The organism is Cupriavidus necator A5-1 (assembly GCF_000744095.1).
In the GTDB taxonomy this organism is placed as follows: domain Bacteria; phylum Pseudomonadota; class Gammaproteobacteria; order Burkholderiales; family Burkholderiaceae; genus Cupriavidus; species Cupriavidus necator_A.
The window spans coordinates 2768885-2792442 of sequence record NZ_JQLI01000001.1 but is presented as its reverse complement, the minus strand read 5'-3'; the positions used below and the strand labels follow the sequence as shown (position 1 = coordinate 2792442).

Genomic DNA, 23558 nt, shown 5'->3' with positions numbered 1-23558 from the left:
TCATGGAAAGCGTGGATCTCGAAGTCTTGAGAAGCTGTGTCCGCTGGCAGGAGCAGGGACATCGATGCCTTCTGGTGACGGTGGTCCGTACCTGGGGCTCGTCGCCGCGACCGGCGGGCGCGATGCTGGCGGTGCGTGACGACGGTCTGGTAGTCGGTTCGGTTTCGGGCGGCTGCATCGAGGACGACATCATTGACCGGACGCGCCGCGAAGGCATTCACAACCGCGGCCCTGAGGCGATCAAATACGGCATCAGCGCCGAGGAAGCCCACCGTTTCGGTCTTCCCTGCGGCGGCACCGTCGAACTTGTGGCCGAGCCGGTGTCCTCCGCAAGTGGATTGCGCGAACTGCTAGGCGCGGTGGAAGCCGGCCGGCTGGTGACGCGCACGCTCGACATGGCCACCGGTACCGCGACGCTTGGACCTGCCACGGCCACCGACGGCCTGTTGTTCGACGGCAAGTCCTTGTTGACAATCCACGGCCCGCGCTATCGCATGCTGGTGATCGGCGCCGGGCAGCTCTCGAAATACCTCTGCGAGATCGCCGTCGGACTCGGCTTCGATGTGACGGTGTGCGACCCTCGCGAGGAATATACCGAGACCTGGACCGTCCCTGGCGTCACCATGGTGCGCACCATGCCGGACGACACCGTGGTGGCGATGGCGCTGGACGAACGCTGCGCGGTCATCGCGCTGACCCACGATCCCAAGCTGGACGACCTGGCACTGATGGAGGCGCTGCGCACCCCGGCCTTCTACGTTGGCGCGCTGGGTTCGCGCCGCAACAACCAGGCACGGCGCGAGCGCCTGACGGAATTCGACCTGACCGGCCAGCAGCTGGCGCGGCTACGTGGGCCGGCGGGCATCTATATCGGCAGCCGTACCCCGCCGGAGATCGCAATCTCGATTCTGGCCGAGGTGGTGGCCGCTAGGAACCACGTCTCCTTGCCAGATGTCCTGAAGGTGGAAGGGGCAAAGTCAGCGTTGGCTATACCAGGAGATCTGCCTCAGCCTGGCGACCTCGTATGTGGCTGAGGTCAGCGCCAGGCTGAGTCCAGAGAAAGGAAGAACGCCAGCCTGCCGAGTCAAGTGGTGGCAGCGGGAGTGTCCGGGCCCCCGTCGCTCACTCCGCGGAATACGAAACGACCGTGGAAGCTTCCGGATTCCTGTCGTCCGCATCCGCAGGAACCCTGATCCGGAACCAGATGGCGTACATCGCTGGCAGGAACACCAGCGTCAGGACCGTGCCAGCGAAGGTGCCGCCGATCAGCGTGTAGGCCAACGTTCCCCAGAACACCGAATGCGTCAGCGGGATGAAGGCAAAGATCGCCGCCAGCGCGGTCAGGATCACTGGCCGGGCACGTTGCACCGTCGCTTCGACGACAGCGTCGAACGGCGCCAGTCCATCGCTCTTGTTTTGCTGGATCTGCATGATCAGGATCAGCGTATTGCGCATCAGGATGCCAGACAACGCGATCAGGCCGACCAGGGCATTGATGCCGAACGGCTGCTGGAACAGCAGCAAGGTTGGCACCACCCCGATCAGTCCCAGCGGGCTGGTGGCAAACACCATGACCATGGCCGAGATCGAGCGCACCTGCAGGATGATGATCAACAGGGTCAAGGCAAGCATGATCGGGAACAACGGCAGCAGTGCCTGGGTGGCCTTGTCCGCTTCCTCGATGGCGCCGGCCTGCTCGATCCGGTAGCCGGCCGGCAGTTTGGCGATGATTGGCTCCAGTTGCGTCAGGATGGCCGTGGACACATCGGGCGGCTGCAGCCCCTCGGCGATGTCGCCGCGCACCGTGATGGTCGGCGTGCGGTCACGCCGGCGCAGGATCGGATCTTCCATGCGCACATCGACAGTGCCTACCTGAGAGAGCGGGACACGCTGTCCCGCAGCGCCGATCAACGTGAAGCCGGCGATCTTCTCCGGGTCCAGGCGTATGTCGCCTGCGGCTCGCGCGAGGACCTGCACCGAGCGAATGTCTTCACGGACTTCGGTGACGGGCAAGCCGCTGAGCAGGAACTGGAGTTGCTGCGCGACCCCGCTGGAAGTCAGGCCGACCGCCTGCAGCCGATCCTGCTGCAGCGTAAAGTGCAGGGCGGGTGTGCGCTGTCCCCAATCGGTATTGACGGTTCGCATCAGCGGGCTGGTGTCCATCACCCGCCGCACGTCCGCCGCAATCGCACGCAGCCTGTCCGGGTCCGGCCCCGCGACACGGAATGCCACCGGGAACGGCGAGTACGGGCCGAACACCAGCTGGCTGACACGCACGCGGGCCTCCGGTGCCAGTCCGTCGGCGATGGCCTTGCGCAGCCTGAACTTCAGGGCCTCGCGTTCGTCCTGGTTCTCTGTCCGCACGACAATCTTCGCAAAGGAAGGGTCCGGCAGCTCGGGCGACATGGCAAGGTAGAAGCGCGGCGCGCCCTGGCCGATGTAGGCCGTCACGATCTTCGCCTCCGCCTGCCTGGCAAGCCAGGCCTCGACCTTGGCCGCGGCGGCGCTGGTCTGGCCGATGGAAGCGCCATAAGGCATCTGGACTTCGACCAGCACCTCGGGGCGGTCGGAAGTCGGGAAGAATTGCTTCTTCACCATGCCCATGCCAAGCACGGCCACCGCGAAGCCGCCCACCACGACGCCGGCGACGATCCACTTGCGCTGGATCACGCGCCCCAGCAGGCGGCGGAAGCGGTTGTAGTTCGGGCTGCCATAGATGGCATCATGGCCGCCTTCGGCCTTGCTGATCTCCGGTAGCAGCTTGACACCCAGGTAAGGCGTGAAGGCGACGGCGACGAGCCAGGATGCGATCAGTGCGATGCCCACGATCCAGAACATGTTGCTGGTGTATTCGCCGGCGGTGGAACGGGCAAAGCCATTGGGCATGAAGCCGATCGCGGTCACCAGGGTGCCGGACAGCATCGGCGCGGCGGTGTGGCTCCAGGCATAGGCGGATGCGTCAATGCGGCTGTAGCCTTCCTCCATCTTCACCACCATCATTTCGATGGCGATGATGGCGTCGTCCACCAGCAGGCCCAGCGCCAGGATCAGCGCTCCCAGCGTGATGCGGTCGAAGTTCTTGCCGGTGGCGGCCATGACGACGAACACGGCGGCCAGCGTCAGCGGCACGGCCGCCGCGACGACGATGCCCACGCGCCAGCCCATGCTCAGGAAACTCACCACCAGGACCACGAGGAGGGCGACGAAGAACTTGACCATGAACTCATCGACCGAGGAACTGATGTTGACGGACTGATCGGTCACCTTGGTCAGGCTCATGCCCAGTGGCAGTTCGGCATTGATGGCCGCGACTTCCGTATCCAGCGCCTTGCCCAGATCCAGGCCGTTCCAGCCGTCGCGCATCACGATGCCCAGCAGCAGCACGGGTTCGCGGTTATTGCGGATCTGGAATGTCGCGGGGTCCTCGTACCCTCGCTCAACCGTGGCGACATCCGACAGCTTCAGGGTCCGTCCCTGCGCCACCACCGGCGTGTCACGGATTTTCTGGAGCTTGTCGAAGGCGCCGTCGAGGCGAATGAACACCTGGGGACCCGCGGTGTCGATCGACCCGGCGGGCGTGAGGGCGTTCTGGCCGTTGAGGGCCGCGAAGATGTCCTGCGGGGAGACACCCAGCGTGGCCAGGCGGTCATGGGAAAAGGCCACGAAGATGCGTTCGGACTGTTCCCCGATGATGTTCACCTTCTTCACGCCCGGCACGTGCAGCAGGCGCTGACGCTGTGTTTCGGCGTCGCGGACCAGCAGCCGCTGTGGCTCGCCTTTGGCCTTCAACGCGAACAGGGCGAAGGTCACGTCCGAATACTCGTCGTTCACGATGGGGCCGATGACACCGGCAGGCAGATTGCCCGCCTCGTCCCTGATTTTCTTGCGGGCCTGGTAGAACTCTTCCTGGACCTCGGAAGGCGGTGTGCTGTCGAGCAGGGTCACTGTGGTGAAAGCCAGACCGGGCCGGGTGTAGGTTTCCGTGCGGTCGTACCAGCGCAGCTCCTGCATGCGCTTTTCCAGCCGTTCCGCCACCTGGTCCTGCATCTCCTGCGCCGTGGCTCCCGGCCAGGCGGTGATGACGGTCATGGTCTTCACCGTAAAGGCGGGATCTTCCGCCCGGCCCAGCTGGAAGAAGGCGATAACGCCCGCCAGCGACACCAGGATGATCAGGAACAGCGTGACCGATCGTTCACGGACAGCGAGTGCAGAAAGGTTGAAGCCACTCATTGCTGCACTCCCTGACCAGAAACCGGACCCGATCCGCTTCCGCTTCCGCTTTTGTTTGCCGCGATCCGTACCTGCTCGCCTTCGCGCATGAGATGGGCGCCGAGGGCAACGATCCGGTCCCCGATCCTGAGCTCACCCGCGACCCGCGCGGCATCGTCATCCAGGCTGTGAATCTTCACCGGGCGCCAGGTGACGCGATTGAGCTTGCCCTCAAGCACCCACACGCCCGGGCCTTTGCCCGGATCGAAGAGCGCGCCGATCGGCACCTGCAGATCGGCTTGCGCCGATGCGCGGCCTTCCGGGATCTGGATGGTGACGGTCGCGCCGAGCGGGGCGTCGGCCAGCGCGCCCTCCAGTACGTACCTCGCTTCGTACGTGCGGGTGAGCCGGTCCGCCGAATCCGAAAGCTGCCTGAGTCTGGCCGCTACGGTCATCGTGTCCTTGCCGTAAAGCGTGGCCTGTCCGACCGAACCCACGGCAGGGCGCAAGGTTTCCGGCAGGTGAACGATGGCTTCGCGGCGGCCGGCATGCGCTACGCGTACCACGACCTGGCCGGCATTGACCACTTGTCCGGCATCGGCCAGCGTCTCCACGACAACGCCGTCGGCGTCAGCGAGCAAGACCGCGTAGCCGGTCGCATTCCTTGCCACATCAGCCTGGGCTTCTGCTGCGTTGAGCTGCGCCCTGGCCGATTCCGCCGCCGCCTTGATCTGGTCATAGGCCGAGGCCGATACGGCGCCGGACGGCACCAGATCGCGATACCTGGCCTCATCCTCCGCAGTTTGCCTGGCCCGTGCCCTGGCGGCCACGACCGCCTCCTGCTGCGCGTGCGCCGCCAGCTTCAGGTCGTTCGGGTCGATGCGCATGAGCGGCTGACCGCGCTTGACGGTCTGGCCCGCATCGACCAGACGCTCCAGCACTTTTCCCGAGACACGAAAGCCCAGATCACCCTGTATCCGGGCGGCAACGGTTCCCGTGAAGGCCCGCGACGCGGCGGATGGGCTTTGAACAACTCCAACTCTGACCAGCGGAGCCTGCGTGCGCGGATCGGGCTGCGCTTTCTCGCCGCACGCGGCGAGTACAAAGGGCACCAGGCAGGCGGTGGCGGATAAGGCAATTCGGCGCGGAAGCATACGGTCCTCTCATGCAAGACAGGACCTGTAGTATTGTACCTGTGACCAATTTAGTCAATGGTCACAAAACCGAGGGCTTCTTAAGGCGCGAGACTGCGCAGTATCAGACTGGAAAGCTGCACATGGGCTTCCGCTGCAAGATCGAGGTTGTGCTGTAGCAGCAGGGGATCGATGTAAGGACGCATAACCAGGTAGATGCCGTTGGCCGTCTCGTCCAGCGGTGTCTTGCGCTCGAACTCGCCGGACTTGCGCCCCGCCAGGACAATCTGCACCACGATTTGTCTGATGTGGTCCTCATAGGCGCGAACAGGCTGCCAGCGCTCCTGGGCCGCCGCCGAAGCAATGGCGTAGAGCTTGCGGTCCTGGAAAAACAGGCGGGTGCCTGCCTCCACCAGTACCTTGAACAGGCGGCGCAACCGCTCGGAAGCTGTCGGGAGTTCCGTAATGGCCGCATCGACCTCGTCCGTGATGGCGCTCAGGCAGTTAGCGCAGATCACTTCGCCGATGGCCTGCTTGGAATCGAAGAACTTGTAGATGTACGCCTTGGAAAATCCGATCGCCTTGGCCAGGTCGGACACCGTGGTCTTCTCATAACCGTAAAGGCTGAAGTGCTCGGTAGCCGCCTCCACGATCTGGGAGCGGACATTGTGGTCGGCGGGCCCCCGCGAGGACGGGGCAAGGGGTGTGGTTTCGGTCATGCGGTCAGATTACTGCGTCGAACGTCTATTGACAACCAGTGACCATTTTATAATATAGTCACAGCTCCTTTTGCTTTCAGATTTCCATGACGCCCATGCTCTCCCATCGCTTCCTTCCCCTTGTGCTGAGTGTCGGCGTATCAGCAGGCTGTGCAGTCGGCCCGGACTACAGAAAGCCGGACGCCCCTCTCCCTGCGCGCTACCTTGGCCAGTCCGGGCTTGAACAAAGGCAGGCGTCATCCCCGGCAGATCTCGCCAGGTGGTGGGAGGGATTCGGCGATCCGCTGCTGACCCGCCTGGTGTCGTTGGCATTGGATCAGAGCCTGGATCTGGCGCAGGCGTCAGCGCGCGTCACCCAGGCGCGCGCCGGGCTCGGCCTGGCCAACGCGGCCTTGCTGCCTTCGGCCAGCGCCAGCGCGCAGGCCGCAAGAACGTACCAGTCGATCGAGACCCCTCTCGGGCAGTTGCTCAATGCAACGCCTGGCTTTGACCGGTATGGCAACAGCTATGAGGCAAACCTCGGTGCCACCTGGGAACTGGACGTATTCGGGGGCCTGCGCCGCGGGCGGGAGGCCGCGCTGGCTGAGTACCAGGCGTCGGAAGCCGGCGCGACGGCGACTCGTCTGGCTGTGGCCGCGCAAACCGCAGACCTCTATATCAGCGTGCGCGGCCTGCAGTCTCGCCTTGCCATCGCCAGGCAGCAAGTCCAAACGCAACAGAGACTGGTTTCGACGGTCAACCTTCTCTACAGCAAAGGACTTGCGGCTGAACTGGAAGTACGACAGGCCGAAGGCGCGCTCGCCGAGGTTCGCGCTACCATCCCGGTGCTTGAGGCGGGACTCGATGCCGCGCTGAATGCGCTGGACGTAATGCTGGGTGTTCCGCCCGGCACCTATCGCACCGAACTGGCCGACACCAGGGCGATTCCCGTCGCACCACAGCTCACCGGCACGGGCTCGCCCGCGGATCTGCTGCGGCGCAGACCCGATCTCATCGTCGCGGAGCGCCGCCTGGCGGCAGCCAACGCACGCATCGGCGTAGCCATCGCGGAGTACTACCCCAAATTCTCGCTCAGTGCCTTGCTGGGCAGCGCCACATCCGTCGCAAGCGGGAACCTCTTTTCTGCCGGTGCGAGCCAGGCGGCCGGTGTGCTGGGATTGCGCTGGCGCCTGTTCGATTTCGGCCGCATCGATGCACAGATCGACCTGGCTCGAGGCCAGGAAGCAGAAACCCTGGCGGCATACCGTCAGGCTGTGCTGCGCGCGACCGAGGATGTCGAGAATGCCTTCTCCGCGCTGATCAAGCGTGAAGACCAGGCCGGCACGTTGGCACAAGGCGAAACATCGCTGACCCAAGCGAGAAACGCCTCATTTGCCGCTTACCAGAAAGGCGTTGTCCGCCTGATCGAGGTCCTGCATGCCGACGAGCGCCTTCTGCGGACGTCCGATGCAAGGGCACAGGCACAGACCGAATCCGCCCGCGCCGCCGTAGCAGCGTTCAAGGCGCTCGGCGGCGGGTGGACACCGGTAAATGCCTCATAGGGCAATCGCCGTGGTAATCCCCGCCGTATCGCTGAATCCGTTGTATCGCGCGCCGCCAGGCAGCGCGCGGAGCCGGATTGGCAGGCGATTGCATCGCGAAGCAGCTCGGTGGCTTCAGCCGCGCGCCGTCGCCCTGGCCTGTGGATGCACTTGAACCTGCCGCACAGCGCAGTTACTTCGACTGATGCACCGCTGCCGCAAAGATGGCGCCTGCAACCTGCCTCGGCCTCGACAACTGCGGCACGTGGCTCGTCGGCAGTTTCACGACGTGGGCGGAAATCTTCTTTGCCATCGCCTCCTGCAGCGCAGGCTGGATCATGTGATCCTACTCGCTGAGCACGTACCAGGATGGCCTGGTCTTCCATGCGGCGACGGTGACCTTCTCTTCGAAGTTCTTTCCACGGACTGACCCCGGGTCACGGCCATGATCCTGGTCTGGGGCGCCAGAACGTCCTGGGCTGCAGAGCAATCTGCTGATCGCCCAGTACAACGAAGCGGTACTGAATGCGGTGCGTGAAGTCGCGCAGGCCGGCATCGAACTGGATGACCTGAGCGGCCGTCACGCTGGCGACGGTGCTGGGAGGCGGCAATTGGCGAGGGCGACGGTAAAGGGCAGGGCGAAATCCCAGTGACCGGCCGGGCTGGTATGCAAGATTCCAGCCGCCTATGGGCGTGCTATATTCGTGGCCACTTTATTTTGCCGCCAGTTCCTCGGCCTGCGTGGCCGGGGCAAGTGGCTTGTGTAGCTACGTATATGGCAACCGATCACCGCCTGGTCTATCTACTCAACGTCGGGCATCGCAGACTCCAGCGCTGGACCCAGTCGCGGACCAGCGTTGGCGGCGTCACAGCGGCGCAGGCCGGCCTGCTGTTTTACCTTGAGAAGAAGGATGGGGCGTTGATGAGCGAAGTGGCGGCCGGGCTCGATCTCAGCGCTTCGGGCCTGAGTGGCCTGGCCGACCGCATGGAACACGCGGGACTGGTCACTCGCCAGGTGGATGAAGCCGACCGGCGCGTATGGCGCCTGTGGCTGACCGCGAAGGGGCGGGCAGCCGTCAGGCGCTCCCGGGATGGGCTGGTCGATCTGAACGCCCGCTTGACCGAAGGCTTCTCCAAGGCGGAAATCGACGTGGTTGCCCGCTGGCTGGGCAGTCTGCAGGACAAGTTCCCATCCGCGGAAGGCGACCCGGGCCTGGAATAGGGCAGGGCAACTCGCGGCAGTTGCCGCCTGGCTTCCGGCGGAGCCTTCTAGCGGCCATTGATCCGTGAGAAATCGGGCCGGCGTTTTTCGCTAAAGGCCCTGAACGCTTCCCGCGCTTCCTCGCTTTGCAGCCGCTTCGTGAACACAGCGCGCTCAGCGCCCATCTGCGACGCGAGTTTCTCCACGTCGCGCATGAGTTGCTTCATTGCGGTCATGGATCCGTATGGCTTCGCCGCGATCCGTTCCGCCACCCGCCTTGCCTCGCTTCGCAGGTCGGCATTCGGCACGACCTTGTTCGCAATCCCGCACGCCAGTGCCGTGGCCGCAGGCAGGGGCTCTCCAAACGCGAACATCTCGAAGGCGCGGGCGTGGCCGATGCGCAAGGGGAGAAGGTAGCTCGAGGCGGCTTCCGGCACCAATGCCAGGTTGATAAAGGGCGTGATCAGCTGGGCATCCTCCGACAGGATCACATAGTCGCAATGCAGCAGCATGGTCGTGCCCACCCCCACCGCCTTGCCCTGTACCGCGGCGATCACCGGGACACTGGTGCTGGCAATGTTGTGGAGGAACCGGGCGACATTGGGTTCGGCCGGTCCGGACCCTGCGGCCTGAGCGGCGAATTCACCGAGGTCGTTTCCTGCCGTGAACGCGTCACCCTCGCCCTGGATCAGGATGACCCGCACTTCCTGATCGGATGACGCACTGTCGATCGCGTCCGCCAGGACACCGTACATCGCATCGGTCAGGGCGTTCTTCTTGTCCGGACGGGAAAGCGTGATTGTCAGTACACCGGCGGTCCGATCGAGTTTCACTTCAGTGTGCATGCCTATGTCTCCTTGGTACGGTAGTTCAGCACAGGGGTTATTTCGCATACGAAGTATATATATTTCGCGTGCGAAGTAAACCCTGCGATGCGCCGGTCTCGTTACTCGATCGAAGTTTCGGCGGCTATTGCAATGCCTTGGCCGACGCCAGTGCAATGTGTGGAGATGCCGCGCCGGAAACTTTGACTGGCTAGCCACGGGGAGTTGTCGACGACCAGTAATTGATGCGGGAATTCGCCGCATTCGCTGCTGGTCATGCCCTGACCAAGGAACCCACATAGATCACCGAGGAGAGAAGACTCAGCACACTCCGGATGGCGTGTAGCCTGCCCCAAGTGTGCAGAAGTGCGCGAGTTTCCGCAGATGCCAGGTCGCGTCCCTCAGCAAGTAGACGTTTGTTGGTGGGCATGATGACAAGGAACGTGACTGGCAAAACCAGCCCGATCATGCAGGCGCCTGCCAGCCATATGACACTTCCGCCCAGGAGCCAGGCCAGTATCCCGGCAAGGCAGCTGAGAACAGCCAGTGGCGCCTGCATCGCAGTAGCCCGCTTATAGCTTGGTGCCCAAACGGTGGCAGCCGTTTTTGTGTCGCATCCCATGCGCGCAGGATGCTCGACGAAATTGATATAGATGGCTGCTCCCGTGAACACACAGCAGCACCAGGTGGCCAGGAACTGAGAAAACTGAAGCATCTTACGCCTCCTTTGGGGGTATGACCTCGGGTCCGATCTCGGCAGCTTCTACGCCACACCCTGGTTTCCCTATTCGGACGAGGATGACCAGCTGTGATCTTCACCTGTTTCTGATTTTCGGGATTGATCAGCCCTGACTTCCAGGCTGAGGTCCCTGTGGATGACCTTGCTGCCGAATGTCGTCCAGATTCCGGTCATGCGCACGGGCAGGGCTGGTTGCGCGGGCTCAGGCATGCTTATTTGCCCGCCAGTGACAGCGCAATTGCAGACGATTTAGTCCAGCACGATCACCAGGGTGATCGATGCCACCACGGAGGCCGTGGTGGAGGTGCCGACACTGGTGCTGTCCGGCTTCACGCGTTCGCCAAAGTGGCAACCGACCATGCCGATGGCGAAGCCGAACATGACGCCTTTGGCCAGTCCAATATAGAGCTGCCGTACCGGCACGACATCACGGAAGCGGTCGATAAACAGCGAGAACGGGATATCCAGTTGCGCCCTGGCGGCCACCGCGCCGCCCGCCAGCGCGAACAGCGTGGTCCAGAGGGTCAGCAGCGGCACGGCAAGGGCCAGAGAGGAAATCATCGGCCAGTAGAGGCGCAGCGTATGGGAGATCCCGTGCACGCTCATGGCATCGAGCTACTGGCTCAGCTTCATGGCGCCGATCCGCGCGATCAGCACCGGACCCGACCTGCCTGCGATCAGGATGGCGCACAGCAGGGGGCCAAGCTCGCGCAGGACGGCGATACCGAGGAAGTCGACGATGAAGATGTTCGCACCGTACTGCAGTAACGGCTGTGCAGACAGGTAGCTCAGCACCATGCCGATTAGGTAGCCGACCAGTGCGGTGATACCCAGCGCAGTGACACCTGCCCGATAGCTTTCCACCGACAGTTCACGCCATGGGAGGGGGCCTGAGCCCAGCAGACGCAGGCCGACGGTGTCGAAGCGCTCCACGCCGCTGATGTCCCAGCGCGATGCGGTCAGGGCGTGAAGGGCCTTTTCGGTGGCAGCGATCTGGCCCTGCAGCGCGGAAAACGTCCACAGCCCATCGAACGGCGGTGCTGTTCTCGAGACGCCAGTGCGGTTGTCCGGCCGGGGCACGTTCCATCGACACAGACGCAGCCATTGGCCTACCTCACTGCAGTCATCCCGGTAGCGTATGGCATGCCGGCCGCTTTCGACAAGAGCCCCCCCGCCGCGGAAGTCATTGCCCCCCAGGGGTATTGGCCTGGCTGGCTTGATACCTGGCAACTGCCAGGTCAAGGGTAACGAACATCCGGTCACGCGTCAGCGTTTCGCCCAGCTGAGAGCGCCGGACCATCGCGAGCACATCGGGATTCATGCCGACGAGCCACAGCATGACCCCATCCTGCTCGCGCAGCTTCTTCTCCGTATCGGTCAGCATATGAAGTGCGGTGTACTCCAGGTCTGAAACGCCGGCCAGGTCCACCACCACTACCTTTGGCCTGGCTTCGGCAACCATCGGCCTGAGCTTGTGCCCGATGCGCCGCGCATTGGCAAAATAGACTCTTCCTTCCGGCCTCAGCATCAGCAAGCCGGGGATGGCTTCGTCTCCAGGATGCGCATCCGATCGCGGTCGGAATACGTTGGTGTTCGGTTTGCGGACCAGGACATAGACGGGCGGGTCGGACGTCTGGTAAGCCAGCGCCAGCAGCGACACGATGATGGCAATCACGATGCCCTGCAAGGTGCCCAGGGCGACCACGCCCACCATGGCAATTACCGCCCAGCTGAATTCCGTCCGTCGGACAGCGAGGATCAGGCGAAAATCGGCGGGCTTGATCAGCGTTACCGAGTAGACGATGACCACGGCTGCGAGGGTGGCTTCCGGCATCAACCCCACCAATGGTGCGAGGACCAGCATCGTGCCCAAGGATGCCAGGGCGGTAACCAGGCCGGCTAATTGCGAACGCGCGCCGGCCATCTGATTGACGGCGGTCTGCGTGGTCCCTCCGCCGGCAGCCATGGCGCCAAGGAACGCGCCTCCCAGGTTCGCGAATCCCGTGGCCATCAGTTCCCGGTTCGCCTCCGGCGGCGGCTCCCCGCTCTGCGCGAATGCCCGTCCGGCAGCAATACTTTCCGTAAAGCTCATCAGCGCGACGCCAAGTGCCCCAGGCCATAGCTGCTGCATCAATTCCACATTGGGGAGTGTCAGCGGCGGCAGGCCGGTCGGCACCTTGCCGACGATGGCCACGCCATAGGCCGGGAGGTTCAGCAGCGAAACGCCGGCAATGCCGGCAGCCACAGCAATCAGGGGCGCAGGAGCCCGCGGCAGCCAGTGCTCCATCGTCAACAGGATCCCGACCATCGCGATACCCACGGCCGCGGTCGCCAATGATGTTTGCGGAATGCCCTGCGCAATGGCCAGCAGGTTATGGAAGAAAGAACCCTTTTGAATATGAATGCCAAGCAGCTTCGGGATCTGGTCCACCACGATGACCACCCCGATCCCCGCCTTGAAGCCGACCAGCACGGGCTCGGAGATAAAGTCGGCGACAAAGCCAAGGCGCAGCAGTCGTGCTGCGAGGAGCATGACGCCTACCAGGAACCCCAGCGTGGCCGACGCGGCAATCAGTGTCGATGAACCGGGGTGCGGGCCCAGGCTGGAAAATGCCGCTGCAACCAGGATCGCAAGCGTCGTCGTTGTACTCACGCTGAGCGTACGCGAACAGCCGAGCAGGGCGTAAATCAGCATTGGGGCAAAAGCGGTATACAGGCCCACCTGGACGGGCAGACCGGCAATGGTTGCATAGGCAAGTGCCTTGGGAATGACCACCGCAGCAACCGTCAGTCCGGCCACCATGTCCGGTGCCGCCCATTCCTTCCGGTAGTGATGCAGCCACCGGGGCATGGGCAGGCTGACGGAACCTGATGCCATGCGGCGTGCGCCGGCGGGAGAGCGAGGGCGGCCGGGCTGGCGTGGCCATCCGCGTTGCATGATCAGATCCTGGCGCCAGTTTGCACCACTCACTCCTGCAACTTGACCAGCTTTGCATGCAAGGGGAGCAGCATGTTCCTGTATTCCTTGAAGGACATGGACGTCCCATGGTCGCCTGATCCGGATGGGTCGAGCCTGGTCTTTTTCTTTCCCTTTGGCATGCTGGCCTCCCTGCGGTACGGCCGCCTTCCTGTGCAAAGTGCCGCTTACAGTTTGGTCGCCGGGCTCAAGAGAGTCAAATTGCAGCCACGCTCGCATACGGCGCATGGCACCTGGGCCTAGGGCAGGTTGGTTCTGGCGAGGTCCACCATTTCATCGCCTCGCCCGCTCAGCGCGGCTACAGCTCAACCGGTGGATCGGCGCGATAGCCACTCCCATGCGCCTTGGCCACCGCGATTTCCTGGCTGATCTTTTGGCCGTCGACGCTCAGCAGCGCAATCTGTTCGGCAATCAGCGGCTGGCGCGCTTCCACCGCCAGGTACCGGCTGCCGAGCCCGGGCTGGTACCGTGCTTCAGCTAGATCTTGCGTTCACCCGTACGGCCGCACGCCGGTCATCCATCCATGAAGCACGAAGCCGAACAGCGCCCAGCCTGCGAGCCCGATGACCGCCACCATCGCATCGCGCGCAGGTGTCCCGGTCGGGTAGCTGGTTCCTGCTTCCCGGTCCCGCCGGCGCGATGACACGAAGTCCGCCACCGCCCAAGCCAGGAACGCGCCAAACAGCACCACTGCGGCGAGTGTTCCGCTGGCAAGCAGGTGCGCCAGGGCCCAGGCCTGCACGCCTGCCAGCATCGGATGACCAAGCGCAGCCTTGATGCGGTTGCCAGGCACATATGCCGCCGCAATCAGCACGAAGGCCGGGATCGTGAGCAATGCTGCAACGTGCCGCCCCCACGCCGGCGGCGTCCAGACCAGCAGAGGATGCGCGCTGGCCAGGCCGTAGCCCCAGACAACCAGCGCCAGGCCAGCGATGGAAACCAGGGTGTACAAGCCTTTCCAGCCACCCGGGCCGAGCCTTGCAATCTGCGCGGTACGCCATGGGTCAGCAACCATGCGCACTGAGTGCGCACCCAGAAAAATGAACAATCCCAATACCAGTAAAGTCATGTTTCGACCCGTTTCTTTAGCGCCACAGAGCAATCGCCATTCGGCTGGCGAGTCGACAATACCGATGCCCCGCATGCGCTGGCCGGACAACGCGAAGACTTATTAAACCACTGCGCGAACTCACTCGCTGGCTGGTAGCGTAATCAGCTTCACGGCAGTTCAATCATCAGCCAGCGGGATCGTTTGTGTCCGCGCTGGCTGTTGCCTTGCTCGGCTTAGCTTTCGCCGCTGTTGCAAGGTAGCCCGCGCCGTCAGTTCGGATAGGCGCATCATATCTGCGCGTGCGATCGAGCCGTTATGCGTGCTCTGGTGCCTGCCGGGATTCCTCAGGAATGACCGGCATCCTGCGTACAGGATCTTGACCGAATGAGTCGGGTAGCGGAGGAGGGGCCATGGAAGGAGGAAAATCGCTTGATAAGATGAAACTGCTCTTGGTGCGCAGCTGCCCTGTGCTAACCGCGATTGAAGGCGAAGATCGCGTTCGTCATCAAGAATTGACACTTCCGTCCTAGTCTGGATTAGAGGGCGCGGGCCATTTGCCACTGGCGAATGACAAATTTTTGACGAGATTTGCTCGCGCTCTGTCCCTGCCGCAAGCTGAGGGCGGCAAGTGTACAAGCATGCGATTTTACATAAGATAGATTATGCGCACAGTTGTTGTTGGCCGTTTTTTCTAATGTCGCCACGCCTGGTTCGAGGACCGTGCACCAGCCTGCACGTTGCTGGTGTACGTCGATGACGCTACCAGCCGGCTGATGGCGTTGCGCTTCGCGCCGACGGAATCCGCTTTTGCGTATTTCGAGGCGACACGGGCTTACCTTGAGTGCCACGGCAAGCCGATCGCGTTCTATAGCGACAAGGCCAGTGTGTTCCGGGTCAACCGGCCCAATGCCACCGGCGGCGACGGCTACACCCAATTCGGGCGCGCGCTGTACGAGCTCAATATCGATAGCTTGTGCGCCAACAGCAGCCAGGCCAAGGGCCGTGTCGAACGGATGAACGGCACGCTGCAGGACCGCCTGGTCAAGGAGCTGCGGCTGCGCCGGATCTCGTCTCAGGCCGACGCCAACGCCTTCGTGGCGGTCTTTGTGGCCGACTTCAACGCCCGCTTTGCCAAACCGCCCAGGAGCGACTTTAATGCGCATCGCCCAGTGCGCGCGATGAGGACCTGGCGCGGATCTTCACCTGGCGTGAATGGCGCAAGGTGTCGCAAAGCCTCACGCTGCAGTACGACAAGACGCTGTACCTGCTGGCAGACCAGCCCGCGCATCGCGCTCTGATTCACCGCTACCTCGAGGTGGCCGAATATCCGGACGGCCGGATCGAGCTGTGGGCCGATGGCGCCACCCTGCCCTACACCACCTATGACCGGTTGGCCGAGATCGACCAGGGCGCGATCGTCGAGCACAAGCGGCTCGGTCACGTCCTGCGCGTGGCGCAGGAGATGCAGGCCAAGCGCGATAGCCGGCGCAGCGCCAGCGCACCCGCCCGAACCACCACAGGCACGCCACCGCGGCCTCGCAAAGCCGCCCCGGGCAAAAAACCTCAGAGACAGCTCAGCGCCGCAGACTTGCAGGCTGCCATCGAAAAGACTTTCAATGCACCACTGCCTTACGGGAAACCATAGAAAGCCAAACACCGAACCTCAACACCACACCTTCTAGATCGGACATTTAGCTTAGCTGAGCGCCGGACATTTGAACTTAGCCTAGACAATTGATGTTGGACCGCTGCCCCTCCAACCTTTATGCAGAACTAGGATTCAAGCTTAGCTCTCGCCTTAAATCGATGGTCGCTCCCTTCAATCGATGGTCGCTCCGGAACGCTCGATCGTGGCCTTCCATTTGATGCGCTCCGCCTGCACAAAGCTGGCAAACCGCTCGCCGCTTAGTGGCAGCGGCATGCCCCCCATCTTGCTGATCGCCTCAATCGCCGCGCCATCTTGCAGCACACGCCCCACCTGATCCTGCCATGTCTTGATGATCGGCGTCGACGTGCGGGCTGGGAAAAACAGCCCGATCCAGGAGGTGGACTGCGCATCAGGATAGCCGCCCTCCGCGATGGTTGGCACCTGCGGCAACAGCGGCAAACGCGTGGGCCCTGTCACGGCTAGCGCGCGGAGCTTGCCGGCCTGGACTTGCGCCAGCGTCGACGCGGGGTAGTCGAACGTCATATCAACCTGTCCGCCGAGCAGGTCGTTGATCGAGGGTGCACTGCCCTTGTACGGAATGTGCACGAACTTCACGCCGGCCTGGGCCTGAAATAGTTCGGCTGCCAGGTGCGTGCCCGTGCCGTTGCCCGCGGATGACACCGTCAGCTTGCCGGGATGCGCTTTGGCAAACGTCACCAGCTCCTTGACGGATTGATAAGGCAAGTGGCTGTTGACCACCAGGATGTTCGGCACCGACATCAGTCCATGTACCGCGACGAAATCCTTCGCCGGGTCGAAGCGCAGCGCTTTGTACAGATACTGGTTTGTCGCCATGGTGCCCTGGGTGCCCAGCAGGATCGTATAGCCGTCGGGCTCGGCCCGCGCAACGATCTCGCTTGCCACGTTGCCGCCGGCGCCCGGGCGGTTATCCACGATGACTTTGATGCCGAAATGGCTCGTCAGCCTGGCGGCCACCAGCCTGCCCAGCTGGTCAGTGATGCCGCCGGGCGGCCCGGGTACCACTAGCGTCACCGGCTTGAACGGATAGGCCGCCTGCGCTGACGCCGGCGACGCGATGCCACACAAGCTCATTGTGAGCATGGTCAGGGCGATGGCCCATTTGCGGCCCGCGCGGAGCGAGCTCTGGTGGAAATGGCGAAACATTCTTCAGTCTCCTTCGTGTGCCGTATACGCCACCATGAGTGCGCGTAACGGCGCTTTCTGCTCAAATGCGTCGCCAATTTACGACGACAAGTCGTATAGTACTTCGATATGTCGGATTAGCAAGTCATCTGACGGTTGCCGGGCAACAGCAAAATTTCTTGACCATACTACGAAATACCGTATAGTTGTCCCATCCCTCGTAGTAAATTGCAAACCCCAGGAACCCCGAGCATGCCCACCCTGATCCCAGCCGCCAGCCGAACCATGGCCGTTTTTGAGGTGTTTGCCCGCGAAAAGCGTGAACTCTCCAACTCGGACATGGCGCGCCTGCTGTCGGTCGCCGAGAGCAGTTCCTCCGACCTGCTGCACACCCTGCATTCACTTGGCTACCTGATGCGGACGTCGCGCACGCGCCGCTTCTACCCCACCGGCCGCCTGTTCGAGACCGCGCGCCAGATCCGGGAGAACGACCCGCTGACCACGCTGGCCCAGGAAGCCGTGGAGCAACTGACGGAAAAGACCAATGAGAGCGCCTTCTTCGGCGTACTCGAGCCCACGGCCGTCAAGGTAGCCGCAGCACAGCCCAGCCGGCTGCCGCTGCGCTACATCCTTGACGTGGGCGAACGCGTCGCCCTGCACGCCTCCGGGCTGGGCAAGGCCATGCTCGGCCTGCTCCCGCCCGAGGCCGCGCGCGCCAGGCTGGAAAGCATCGAGCGACGCGCCGTCACCCCGCATACCGTGGTCGAGATCGAGCCGCTGATGGCACAACTGGCGCAAGGGCGCGAACTCGGCTGGTACGAGGCGCGCGACGAAGGCACCGAAGGCGTGACCGCGCTGGCAGTCGCGGGATGGCTAGGAGACCAGCCGGTCGGGATCTCGCTGGCGGGCCCGGCCGAACGTATCGCTAAGAACCGAGAAAACTACCTGGCGGCACTGCGCGAAGTCCGGAATTCGCTGCTGGCCGACAGTTGAGCCAACCCATATACAGAGTGGAGACAAAGAAATGGACTTAGGACTGAAAGATCGCGTCGCGGTTATCACCGGCTCGGCGCGAGGCATAGGCGCTGAGACCGCACGCATGCTGGCGCAGGAAGGCATGGCGGTTGTCGTCAGCGACCTTGACCTCGATGCGGCCGTCGCGACCGCGCGCGGCATCGAGGCCGCTGGCGGCAAGGCCATCGCGGTGCAGTGCGATGTGCGCGATGAAGACCAGGTACGCAAGATGATGGCGGCGGGCAATGAAGCATTCGGTGGCATCGACGTACTGGTCAACAACGCCGGCCTCGTCAAGGACCGCACCATCCTCAAGATGGACGAAGCCGACTGGGACCTGGTGCTCGGCGTGACGCTCAAGGGCGCGTTCCATTGCTGCCGTGCCGCGCTGCCGTTCATGCATGAGAAGGGCTGGGGCCGCATCATCAACATCAGCTCGCGTGCACTGTTCGGCAACCCGGGCCAGGCCAACTATTCCACCGCCAAGGCAGGACTGGTCGGCTTCACGCGCGCGCTGTCGCTGGAGCAGGCGCGCAAAGGCGTGACCGTCAACGCGATCGCTCCGGGCTATATCGAGACCGAATACATCAAGAGCCTGCCGAACTACGACACCATCCTCGAGAACGTGATGGCGAAGAACGCGGTGACCTTCCCCGGCCAGACCAGCGACATCGCCGGCGCGGTGGCCTTCATGGCGTCGGAGCACGCGCGCTACATCACCGGCACCACCCTCTTCGTGACCGGAGGCCGCTATGGCTGAGCCAATGGTGGACGTGGACGGCCTGGATGCCGGCCAGCAATTGCTGCGCGACAACATCCGCCGCTACCTCAAGGAGCATTTCGCGCCGCGCATCCAGCAGGCCGAAGCGGACAAGCGCTTCCCGCACGAGTTGCTGACCGGTCTGGGCGACTTCGGCTACTTCGGTGGCTACCTGCCCGAAGCCGACGGCGGGCTGGGCCTGGACTACCTGACCTGGGCGGTGATGATGGAAGAAGCAGGCTATTGCTGGCTATCGCTGCGCATCCTGCTCAATGGCCTGAACATCGTTTCCGGGATCATCAACGCGTACGGCACCGAAGACCAGAAGGAGCGCTACATGCGCCCGCTGCTGCGCAACGAGCGCAAGACCTTCGTGTCGATCTCGGAGCCGGACGTGGGCTCCAACGTGGCCGAGATCAAGACCCGCGCCGACAAGCGCGGCGACCGCTACGTGCTCAACGGCAGCAAGCTGTGGATCACCAACGGCATGTTCGCGGATTTCGGCATCGTGGTCGCGCGCACCTTCAGCGACACCTGCAACGGCGAACTGTCGCTGTTCCTGGTCGAGCGCGACGAGACCAAATATGAGATCAACCGCGTCGAGACAATGTTCGCGCGCAGTACCGGCACCGCGGCCTTCACCTTTGAGAACGCCGAAGTGCCGGCGGCCAACCTGCTCGGAAAGGAAGGCCAGGGCCTGAAGCAGATCCTGATCGGCCTGAACTTCGGCCGGCTGAACGTGGCGATGGGCGCCGTCGGTGCCGCCCAGTCCGCGCTGGACCTGTCGATCGACTATGCGCTGCAGCGCAAGCAGTTCGGCCGCCCGATCGGCGCGTTCCAGCTGGTGCAGAAGCATATCGTCGACATGACCATGAAGACGCAGGCAGCGCGCTCGCTCGGCTACCGCGCCGCGCGCTCCATGCAGATTGGCACCTCGCGCACGGAATGCTCGATCGCCAAGCTGTATGCCACCGAGGCCGCCTTCGAGGTCGCCAACCTGGCGCTGCAGGTGCACGGCGGCATGGGCTACGCCACCGAATACCCCATCGAGCGCATCTTCCGCGATACCCGCGGCGGCATGATCCCCGAGGGGACGACGGAAATCCAGACACTAATCATCGGCCGCGAGATTCTCGGCATCTCGGCGCTGACCTGAGGACATTGAGGAGACACAAGAACATGACCCAATCCGCCATCATCGACGAAATCGCCCAGACCGCGATTTTTTGGGAAGACCTGACCGTCGGCACCCGCTACACCACCTCGTCGCGCACCATCACGGAAGCGGACGTCGCCGCCTTTGCCGCGCTGACCGGCGACTTCAACAAGGTCCACGTCGATGCCGAGTATGCCAAGGGCACCATCTTCGGCCAGCGCATCGCGCACGGCATGCTGGTGGCCTCCTTCATGGCCGGCCTGACCTCGCGCTCGATTCCCAACCAGCTGATGGAAGGCGCCCTCTTCAGCGTGCTGGAGAACCGCCTCAAGTTCCCCAAGCCCACCTTCATCGGCGACACCCTGCGCGTGGAGATCGAAGTGACGGAGCAGCGCCCCACCAGCCGCCCGGAGCGCGGCATCGTCGGCTTCATGCGCCGCGGCGTCAACCAGCGCGGCGAAGTCGTGGCCGAAATGGCCGCCACCTGCCTGTTCAAGCGCCGCCATCCCGGGGAAGCGCAATGAGCACCGCGAACGCAGCTGACGCGAAGCCGTCGCTGTGGTTCAGCGACCTCTCCCGGCTGGTCCTGCCGCACTCGATCGTGCTGGTCGGCGCCTCCGAGAAGCCCGACAGCATCGGCGGCCGCACACTGGAAAACCTGACCAAGTACTCTGACTTTCGCGGCGACCTCTACCTGGTCAACCCGGGCCGCGCCGAAATCCACGGCAGGCCCTGCGTAGCCTCGGTCAAGGACTTGGAGGCAGCGCCTGACCTGGCAATTCTGGCCGTGCGTGCGGATGCTGTGCTCGACACCTTGCGCGACTGCGGCGAGCTCGGCGTCAAGTTCGCCATCGTCTTCACCTCCGGCTTCGGCGAGACCGGCGAGGCCGGACGCGCGGTCGAAGCGCAGATGCGCGAGATCGTGGCCCGCACCGGCATGCGCATCTACGGCCCGAACTGCCCCGGCCTGAACAATATGAACGCGCCGCTCGGCCTGACCTTTTCGCCGGCGTGGCGCATCGACCGGCGCCCCGGCCCGATCGGCGTCGCCACGCAGGGCGGCGGGCTCGGGCGTTCGTTCATCCAGGCGATGGACCGCGGCGTTGGCATCGGCCTGTGGTGCTCCGGCGGCAACGAAGCGGATCTCGAGGTCAGCGACTACATCCACTACATGGCGGATGCGCCCGACATCGAGGTCATCGTGACCACGCTGGAAGGCGTGCGCAACGGCCCGCGCTTCATGGCGGCCGCCCTGCACGCCGCACAGCGCGGCAAGCCCATCGTGGCCATCAAGGTCGGCAAGTCGGAGTATGGGGCCAAAGCCGCGCAATCGCACACCGCGGCCATTGCCGGCTCGGCCGAGATCAACAGTGCGGTGTTCCGCCAGCTGGGCATCATCGAGGTCGATGACATCGACGAACTGATCGACGTGGCCTCGCTGCTGGCGCGCCGCAAGCCCACCGGCCGCGAACAGCTTGCGGTATACAGCTTCTCCGGCGGCACCGCCGCGCTGGCCTCCGACATGGTCGGCACCGCCGGCCTGAAGCTGGCCGAGTTCCAGCCGGCGACGATCGACGCACTGGCGAATGCGTTGCCGGGCTTTGCCGCCATCAACAACCCGGTCGACGTCACCGCCGAAGTGCTGGTCAACGCCGAGGTCAGCTATGCCACGCTGAAGGCCACCGCCAGTGACCCGAATACCGACCTGGTGCTGGTGCCGATCCCGGTCGAGTACGGCCAGACCACGGTGCTGCTGGCCGACAGCATGGTCCGGGTGCAGAACGAAGTCGACACGCCGATCGTGCCGGTCTGGATGAGCGACCGCACCGGCGAAGGCCAGCGCCGCATGATCGACGGCGGCCTGATGCCGATGCGCGCGGTCGGCAACGCCGTGCTGGCCGTCAAGCGCTTTATCGAGTACGGCCGCTGGCGCGCCGGATTCGACGGCGCATGGCGGCCGCTGGGCAACGTGGCGGCCTCGGACGGCACCACCAACCTGTCGGAGGCCCGCACCAAGGCGCTGCTGGAGCTGGCCGGCATACCGGCCCCGCGTGGCGTGGTGGCCCGCTCGGCCGACGAAGCCGCGCGGGCCTTCAGCGACGTGGCGAATGGCCGCGCGGTCATGAAGATCGTCAGCGCCAGCATCACGCACAAGACCGACATTGGTGGTGTGTGCCTGGGGATTGCCTCCGAACCCGAGGCGAAGGCCGCCTTCGCGCAGATTCATGCCAACGGCACCAGGGCCTGCGATGCGGCCCAGATCGAAGGCGTGCTGGTCGAGCCGATGCTGCCCGGCCCGTTTGTCGAGGCCGTCGTGGGCATTCACCGCGACCCGGTGTTCGGCCATGTCTGCACCTTCGGGCTGGGCGGCGTCAGCATCGAGCTGTTCAAGGACGTGAGCCGGCGCCTGCTGCCGCTCACGCCCGAGTCGGCCCGGCAGATGATCACCGAGACCCGCTGCTACGAACTTCTCAAGGGCCATCGCGGCCAGGCAGCCTATGACATCGACGCGCTCGCCGATACGCTGGTGCGGCTGTCTGACTTCGTCGTCAGCCACGCCGACCGCATCGACGAGCTGGAAATCAACCCGCTTGCGGTCAGGCCGCAAGGACAGGGAGTGACTGCGCTTGACGCCGTCCTCTCATATCAAGGCACGGAGCCTTTGACATGGTAAAGACTGAAATCGGCTACACGACCACCGACACCATCATGGTTCGTGGCCTGAACCTCGCCACCGAGATCATCGGCAAGTTCGACTTTGTCGACATGATCTTCCACACCACCCTGGCACGCCTGCCCAGCCCGCAGGAGAAGACCATGGTCAACGCCCTGCTGGTGACCACGGCTGACCACGGCATCACGCCCAGCTCGCTGGCCGCCCGCCTGACCTACATCGGCGCGCCCGAAGCGCTGCAGGGCGCGGTCGCGGCGGGCCTGCTGGGCGCCGGCAGCGTCTTCCTCGGCACCATGCAGAACGCCGCCGAGATGCTGAACGAAGGCGCACGCGAGCTGAGCAACGTCGCCACCGACGAGCAGGTCCTGGACGCCGCGCGGGCCGTGATCCGCCTGCACAAGGAGCAGCGCCGCGCCATCTACGGAGTCGGCCACCCGATCCACGTCGACGGCGACCCGCGCGTGCCAACACTGCGCGAGCTCTCGCGCGCCAACGGCTACTACGGTGTGCACTGGCGCCTGATGGACGCCATTGGCCACGTGCTGACCAAGGAGCAAGGCAAGAACCTGCCGCTCAATGCGGTGGGCGCCATCGCGGCGATGGTTGCGGCCATGGGCCTGGACCCGCTGATCGCGCGCGGACTGTCGCTGGTCGGCCGTTCCGCCGGGCTGCTGGCGCACGTGATGGAGGAGAAGAGCGCGCCCATGGCCCGTGAAGCCTGGCAGCTCGTCCTCAAGGACGACCCGCGCAACGAACTGCCATGACCGCC

General features: G+C 64.0%; 20 protein-coding genes and 2 pseudogenes. 11 read left to right on the top strand and 11 right to left on the bottom strand.

From position 1 onward, the window contains the following. Nucleotides 1-2 precede the first annotated feature (2 nt). Nucleotides 3-1034: an XdhC family protein gene (locus K307_RS12375; protein ID WP_051974835.1), complete on the top strand. Its 1032-nt coding sequence runs from the start codon at nucleotides 3-5 to the stop codon at nucleotides 1032-1034. 88 nt (nucleotides 1035-1122) lie between these two features. On the opposite strand, the gene K307_RS12370 is transcribed toward K307_RS12375, so the two are convergent. The 3 genes from K307_RS12370 to K307_RS12360 all read right to left on the bottom strand — a co-directional run bounded on the left by K307_RS12370 (nucleotide 1123) and on the right by K307_RS12360 (nucleotide 6061). Continuing rightward, nucleotides 1123-4230 (bottom strand): efflux RND transporter permease subunit, encoded by a 3108-nt coding sequence (locus K307_RS12370; RefSeq protein WP_042878551.1) that lies wholly within the window; start codon nucleotides 4228-4230, stop codon nucleotides 1123-1125. Continuing rightward, entirely contained in the window at nucleotides 4227-5363 is a 1137-nt protein-coding gene (locus K307_RS12365) for an efflux RND transporter periplasmic adaptor subunit (protein WP_042878549.1), read from the bottom strand. The genes K307_RS12370 and K307_RS12365 overlap by 4 nt, the downstream gene beginning before the upstream one ends. Nucleotides 5364-5443: 80 nt before the next feature. Continuing rightward, nucleotides 5444-6061: a TetR/AcrR family transcriptional regulator gene (locus K307_RS12360; protein ID WP_042878546.1), complete on the bottom strand. Its 618-nt coding sequence runs from the start codon at nucleotides 6059-6061 to the stop codon at nucleotides 5444-5446. 95 nt (nucleotides 6062-6156) lie between these two features. On the opposite strand from K307_RS12360, the gene K307_RS12355 reads away from it, so the two are divergent. Next, nucleotides 6157-7602, top strand: coding sequence for an efflux transporter outer membrane subunit (locus K307_RS12355; RefSeq protein ID WP_230625906.1), 1446 nt, complete (start codon nucleotides 6157-6159; stop codon nucleotides 7600-7602). 172 nt (nucleotides 7603-7774) lie between these two features. Here K307_RS12355 and K307_RS48535 read toward each other — a convergent pair whose 3' ends face one another. Beyond that, nucleotides 7775-7921 (bottom strand): hypothetical protein, encoded by a 147-nt coding sequence (locus tag K307_RS48535; protein ID WP_196251547.1) that lies wholly within the window; start codon nucleotides 7919-7921, stop codon nucleotides 7775-7777. Between the two features lie 435 nt (nucleotides 7922-8356). Between K307_RS48535 and K307_RS12345 the strand changes: the two genes are divergently transcribed. Next, entirely contained in the window at nucleotides 8357-8803 is a 447-nt protein-coding gene (locus K307_RS12345; protein ID WP_042878541.1) for a MarR family winged helix-turn-helix transcriptional regulator, read from the top strand. Between the two features lie 47 nt (nucleotides 8804-8850). Here the strand turns inward: K307_RS12345 and K307_RS12340 are convergent, their stop codons facing one another. The 4 genes and pseudogenes from K307_RS12340 to K307_RS12325 all read right to left on the bottom strand — a co-directional run bounded on the left by K307_RS12340 (nucleotide 8851) and on the right by K307_RS12325 (nucleotide 13223). Further along, nucleotides 8851-9627, bottom strand: coding sequence for an enoyl-CoA hydratase (locus K307_RS12340; RefSeq protein ID WP_042878539.1), 777 nt, complete (start codon nucleotides 9625-9627; stop codon nucleotides 8851-8853). Nucleotides 9628-9880: 253 nt separating this feature from the next. After that, nucleotides 9881-10321: a DUF1772 domain-containing protein gene (locus K307_RS12335; protein ID WP_051974834.1), complete on the bottom strand. Its 441-nt coding sequence runs from the start codon at nucleotides 10319-10321 to the stop codon at nucleotides 9881-9883. Nucleotides 10322-10594: 273 nt separating this feature from the next. Continuing rightward, a pseudogene (locus K307_RS44400) lies at nucleotides 10595-11209 on the bottom strand (MlaE family ABC transporter permease). Between the two features lie 319 nt (nucleotides 11210-11528). Then, nucleotides 11529-13223, bottom strand: coding sequence for a SulP family inorganic anion transporter (locus tag K307_RS12325; RefSeq protein ID WP_042878537.1), 1695 nt, complete (start codon nucleotides 13221-13223; stop codon nucleotides 11529-11531). 132 nt (nucleotides 13224-13355) lie between these two features. Here K307_RS12325 and K307_RS12320 point away from each other — a divergent pair, with 132 nt between their 5' ends. After that, on the top strand, nucleotides 13356-13565 hold the full coding sequence (locus K307_RS12320; RefSeq protein ID WP_042878535.1) for a hypothetical protein: 210 nt from the start codon (nucleotides 13356-13358) through the stop codon (nucleotides 13563-13565). Between the two features lie 55 nt (nucleotides 13566-13620). On the opposite strand, the gene K307_RS50345 is transcribed toward K307_RS12320, so the two are convergent. Together K307_RS50345 and K307_RS12315 are read right to left on the bottom strand one after the other, a co-directional pair. After that, nucleotides 13621-13755: a hypothetical protein gene (locus K307_RS50345; RefSeq protein ID WP_268989193.1), complete on the bottom strand. Its 135-nt coding sequence runs from the start codon at nucleotides 13753-13755 to the stop codon at nucleotides 13621-13623. Nucleotides 13756-13812: 57 nt separating this feature from the next. Then, nucleotides 13813-14391: an NnrU family protein gene (locus tag K307_RS12315; protein ID WP_042878533.1), complete on the bottom strand. Its 579-nt coding sequence runs from the start codon at nucleotides 14389-14391 to the stop codon at nucleotides 13813-13815. 683 nt (nucleotides 14392-15074) lie between these two features. Between K307_RS12315 and K307_RS12310 the strand changes: the two are divergent. Beyond that, nucleotides 15075-16018, top strand: a pseudogene (locus K307_RS12310) (ISNCY family transposase); the annotation flags it as partial. 174 nt (nucleotides 16019-16192) lie between these two features. Here K307_RS12310 and K307_RS12305 read toward each other — a convergent pair. Next, entirely contained in the window at nucleotides 16193-17206 is a 1014-nt protein-coding gene (locus K307_RS12305; RefSeq protein ID WP_080745001.1) for a Bug family tripartite tricarboxylate transporter substrate binding protein, read from the bottom strand. Between the two features lie 231 nt (nucleotides 17207-17437). On the opposite strand from K307_RS12305, the gene K307_RS12300 reads away from it, so the two are divergent. From K307_RS12300 to K307_RS12275, 6 genes are read left to right on the top strand one after another with little or no spacing between them, the layout of a single operon-like run. Next, nucleotides 17438-18178 (top strand): IclR family transcriptional regulator, encoded by a 741-nt coding sequence (locus K307_RS12300; RefSeq protein WP_042878532.1) that lies wholly within the window; start codon nucleotides 17438-17440, stop codon nucleotides 18176-18178. 31 nt (nucleotides 18179-18209) lie between these two features. Beyond that, nucleotides 18210-18959 carry an SDR family NAD(P)-dependent oxidoreductase gene (locus K307_RS12295; protein WP_042878531.1) on the top strand — a complete coding sequence of 250 codons (750 nt, stop codon included), beginning with the start codon at nucleotides 18210-18212 and terminating at the stop codon, nucleotides 18957-18959. Continuing rightward, a complete protein-coding gene (locus tag K307_RS12290; RefSeq protein ID WP_051974831.1) occupies nucleotides 18952-20115 on the top strand; it encodes an acyl-CoA dehydrogenase family protein in 1164 nt (387 codons plus the stop codon). The genes K307_RS12295 and K307_RS12290 overlap by 8 nt, the downstream gene beginning before the upstream one ends. Nucleotides 20116-20138: 23 nt before the next feature. After that, on the top strand, nucleotides 20139-20639 hold the full coding sequence (locus tag K307_RS12285; RefSeq protein WP_042878529.1) for a MaoC family dehydratase: 501 nt from the start codon (nucleotides 20139-20141) through the stop codon (nucleotides 20637-20639). Then, nucleotides 20636-22789, top strand: a complete 2154-nt coding sequence (locus tag K307_RS12280; RefSeq protein WP_051974830.1) for an acetate--CoA ligase family protein — start codon at nucleotides 20636-20638, stop codon at nucleotides 22787-22789. The genes K307_RS12285 and K307_RS12280 overlap by 4 nt, the downstream gene beginning before the upstream one ends. After that, nucleotides 22783-23553: a citryl-CoA lyase gene (locus tag K307_RS12275; RefSeq protein WP_042878528.1), complete on the top strand. Its 771-nt coding sequence runs from the start codon at nucleotides 22783-22785 to the stop codon at nucleotides 23551-23553. Before K307_RS12280 ends, K307_RS12275 begins: the two co-directional genes overlap by 7 nt. The last annotated feature ends 5 nt before the right edge of the window (nucleotides 23554-23558 follow it).

Bases quoted from the DNA above. Each gene is read 5' to 3' on its own strand.
- K307_RS12290 (WP_051974831.1), top strand. From the start codon at position 18,952: ATGGCTGAGCCAATGGTGGACGTGGACGGCCTGGATGCCGGCCAGCAA.
- K307_RS12370 (WP_042878551.1), bottom strand. From the start codon at position 4,230: ATGAGTGGCTTCAACCTTTCTGCACTCGCTGTCCGTGAACGATCGGTC.
- K307_RS12365 (WP_042878549.1), bottom strand. From the start codon at position 5,363: ATGCTTCCGCGCCGAATTGCCTTATCCGCCACCGCCTGCCTGGTGCCC.
- K307_RS48535 (WP_196251547.1), bottom strand. From the start codon at position 7,921: ATGATCCAGCCTGCGCTGCAGGAGGCGATGGCAAAGAAGATTTCCGCC.
- K307_RS12325 (WP_042878537.1), bottom strand. From the start codon at position 13,223: ATGGCATCAGGTTCCGTCAGCCTGCCCATGCCCCGGTGGCTGCATCAC.
- K307_RS12305 (WP_080745001.1), bottom strand. From the start codon at position 17,206: ATGTTTCGCCATTTCCACCAGAGCTCGCTCCGCGCGGGCCGCAAATGG.
- K307_RS12280 (WP_051974830.1), top strand. From the start codon at position 20,636: ATGAGCACCGCGAACGCAGCTGACGCGAAGCCGTCGCTGTGGTTCAGC.
- K307_RS12335 (WP_051974834.1), bottom strand. From the start codon at position 10,321: ATGCTTCAGTTTTCTCAGTTCCTGGCCACCTGGTGCTGCTGTGTGTTC.
- K307_RS12300 (WP_042878532.1), top strand. From the start codon at position 17,438: ATGCCCACCCTGATCCCAGCCGCCAGCCGAACCATGGCCGTTTTTGAG.
- K307_RS12345 (WP_042878541.1), top strand. From the start codon at position 8,357: ATGGCAACCGATCACCGCCTGGTCTATCTACTCAACGTCGGGCATCGC.
- K307_RS12315 (WP_042878533.1), bottom strand. From the start codon at position 14,391: ATGACTTTACTGGTATTGGGATTGTTCATTTTTCTGGGTGCGCACTCA.
- K307_RS12320 (WP_042878535.1), top strand. From the start codon at position 13,356: ATGTTCCTGTATTCCTTGAAGGACATGGACGTCCCATGGTCGCCTGAT.
- K307_RS12275 (WP_042878528.1), top strand. From the start codon at position 22,783: ATGGTAAAGACTGAAATCGGCTACACGACCACCGACACCATCATGGTT.
- K307_RS12355 (WP_230625906.1), top strand. From the start codon at position 6,157: ATGCTCTCCCATCGCTTCCTTCCCCTTGTGCTGAGTGTCGGCGTATCA.
- K307_RS12360 (WP_042878546.1), bottom strand. From the start codon at position 6,061: ATGACCGAAACCACACCCCTTGCCCCGTCCTCGCGGGGGCCCGCCGAC.
- K307_RS12375 (WP_051974835.1), top strand. From the start codon at position 3: ATGGAAAGCGTGGATCTCGAAGTCTTGAGAAGCTGTGTCCGCTGGCAG.
- K307_RS12285 (WP_042878529.1), top strand. From the start codon at position 20,139: ATGACCCAATCCGCCATCATCGACGAAATCGCCCAGACCGCGATTTTT.
- K307_RS12295 (WP_042878531.1), top strand. From the start codon at position 18,210: ATGGACTTAGGACTGAAAGATCGCGTCGCGGTTATCACCGGCTCGGCG.
- K307_RS12340 (WP_042878539.1), bottom strand. From the start codon at position 9,627: ATGCACACTGAAGTGAAACTCGATCGGACCGCCGGTGTACTGACAATC.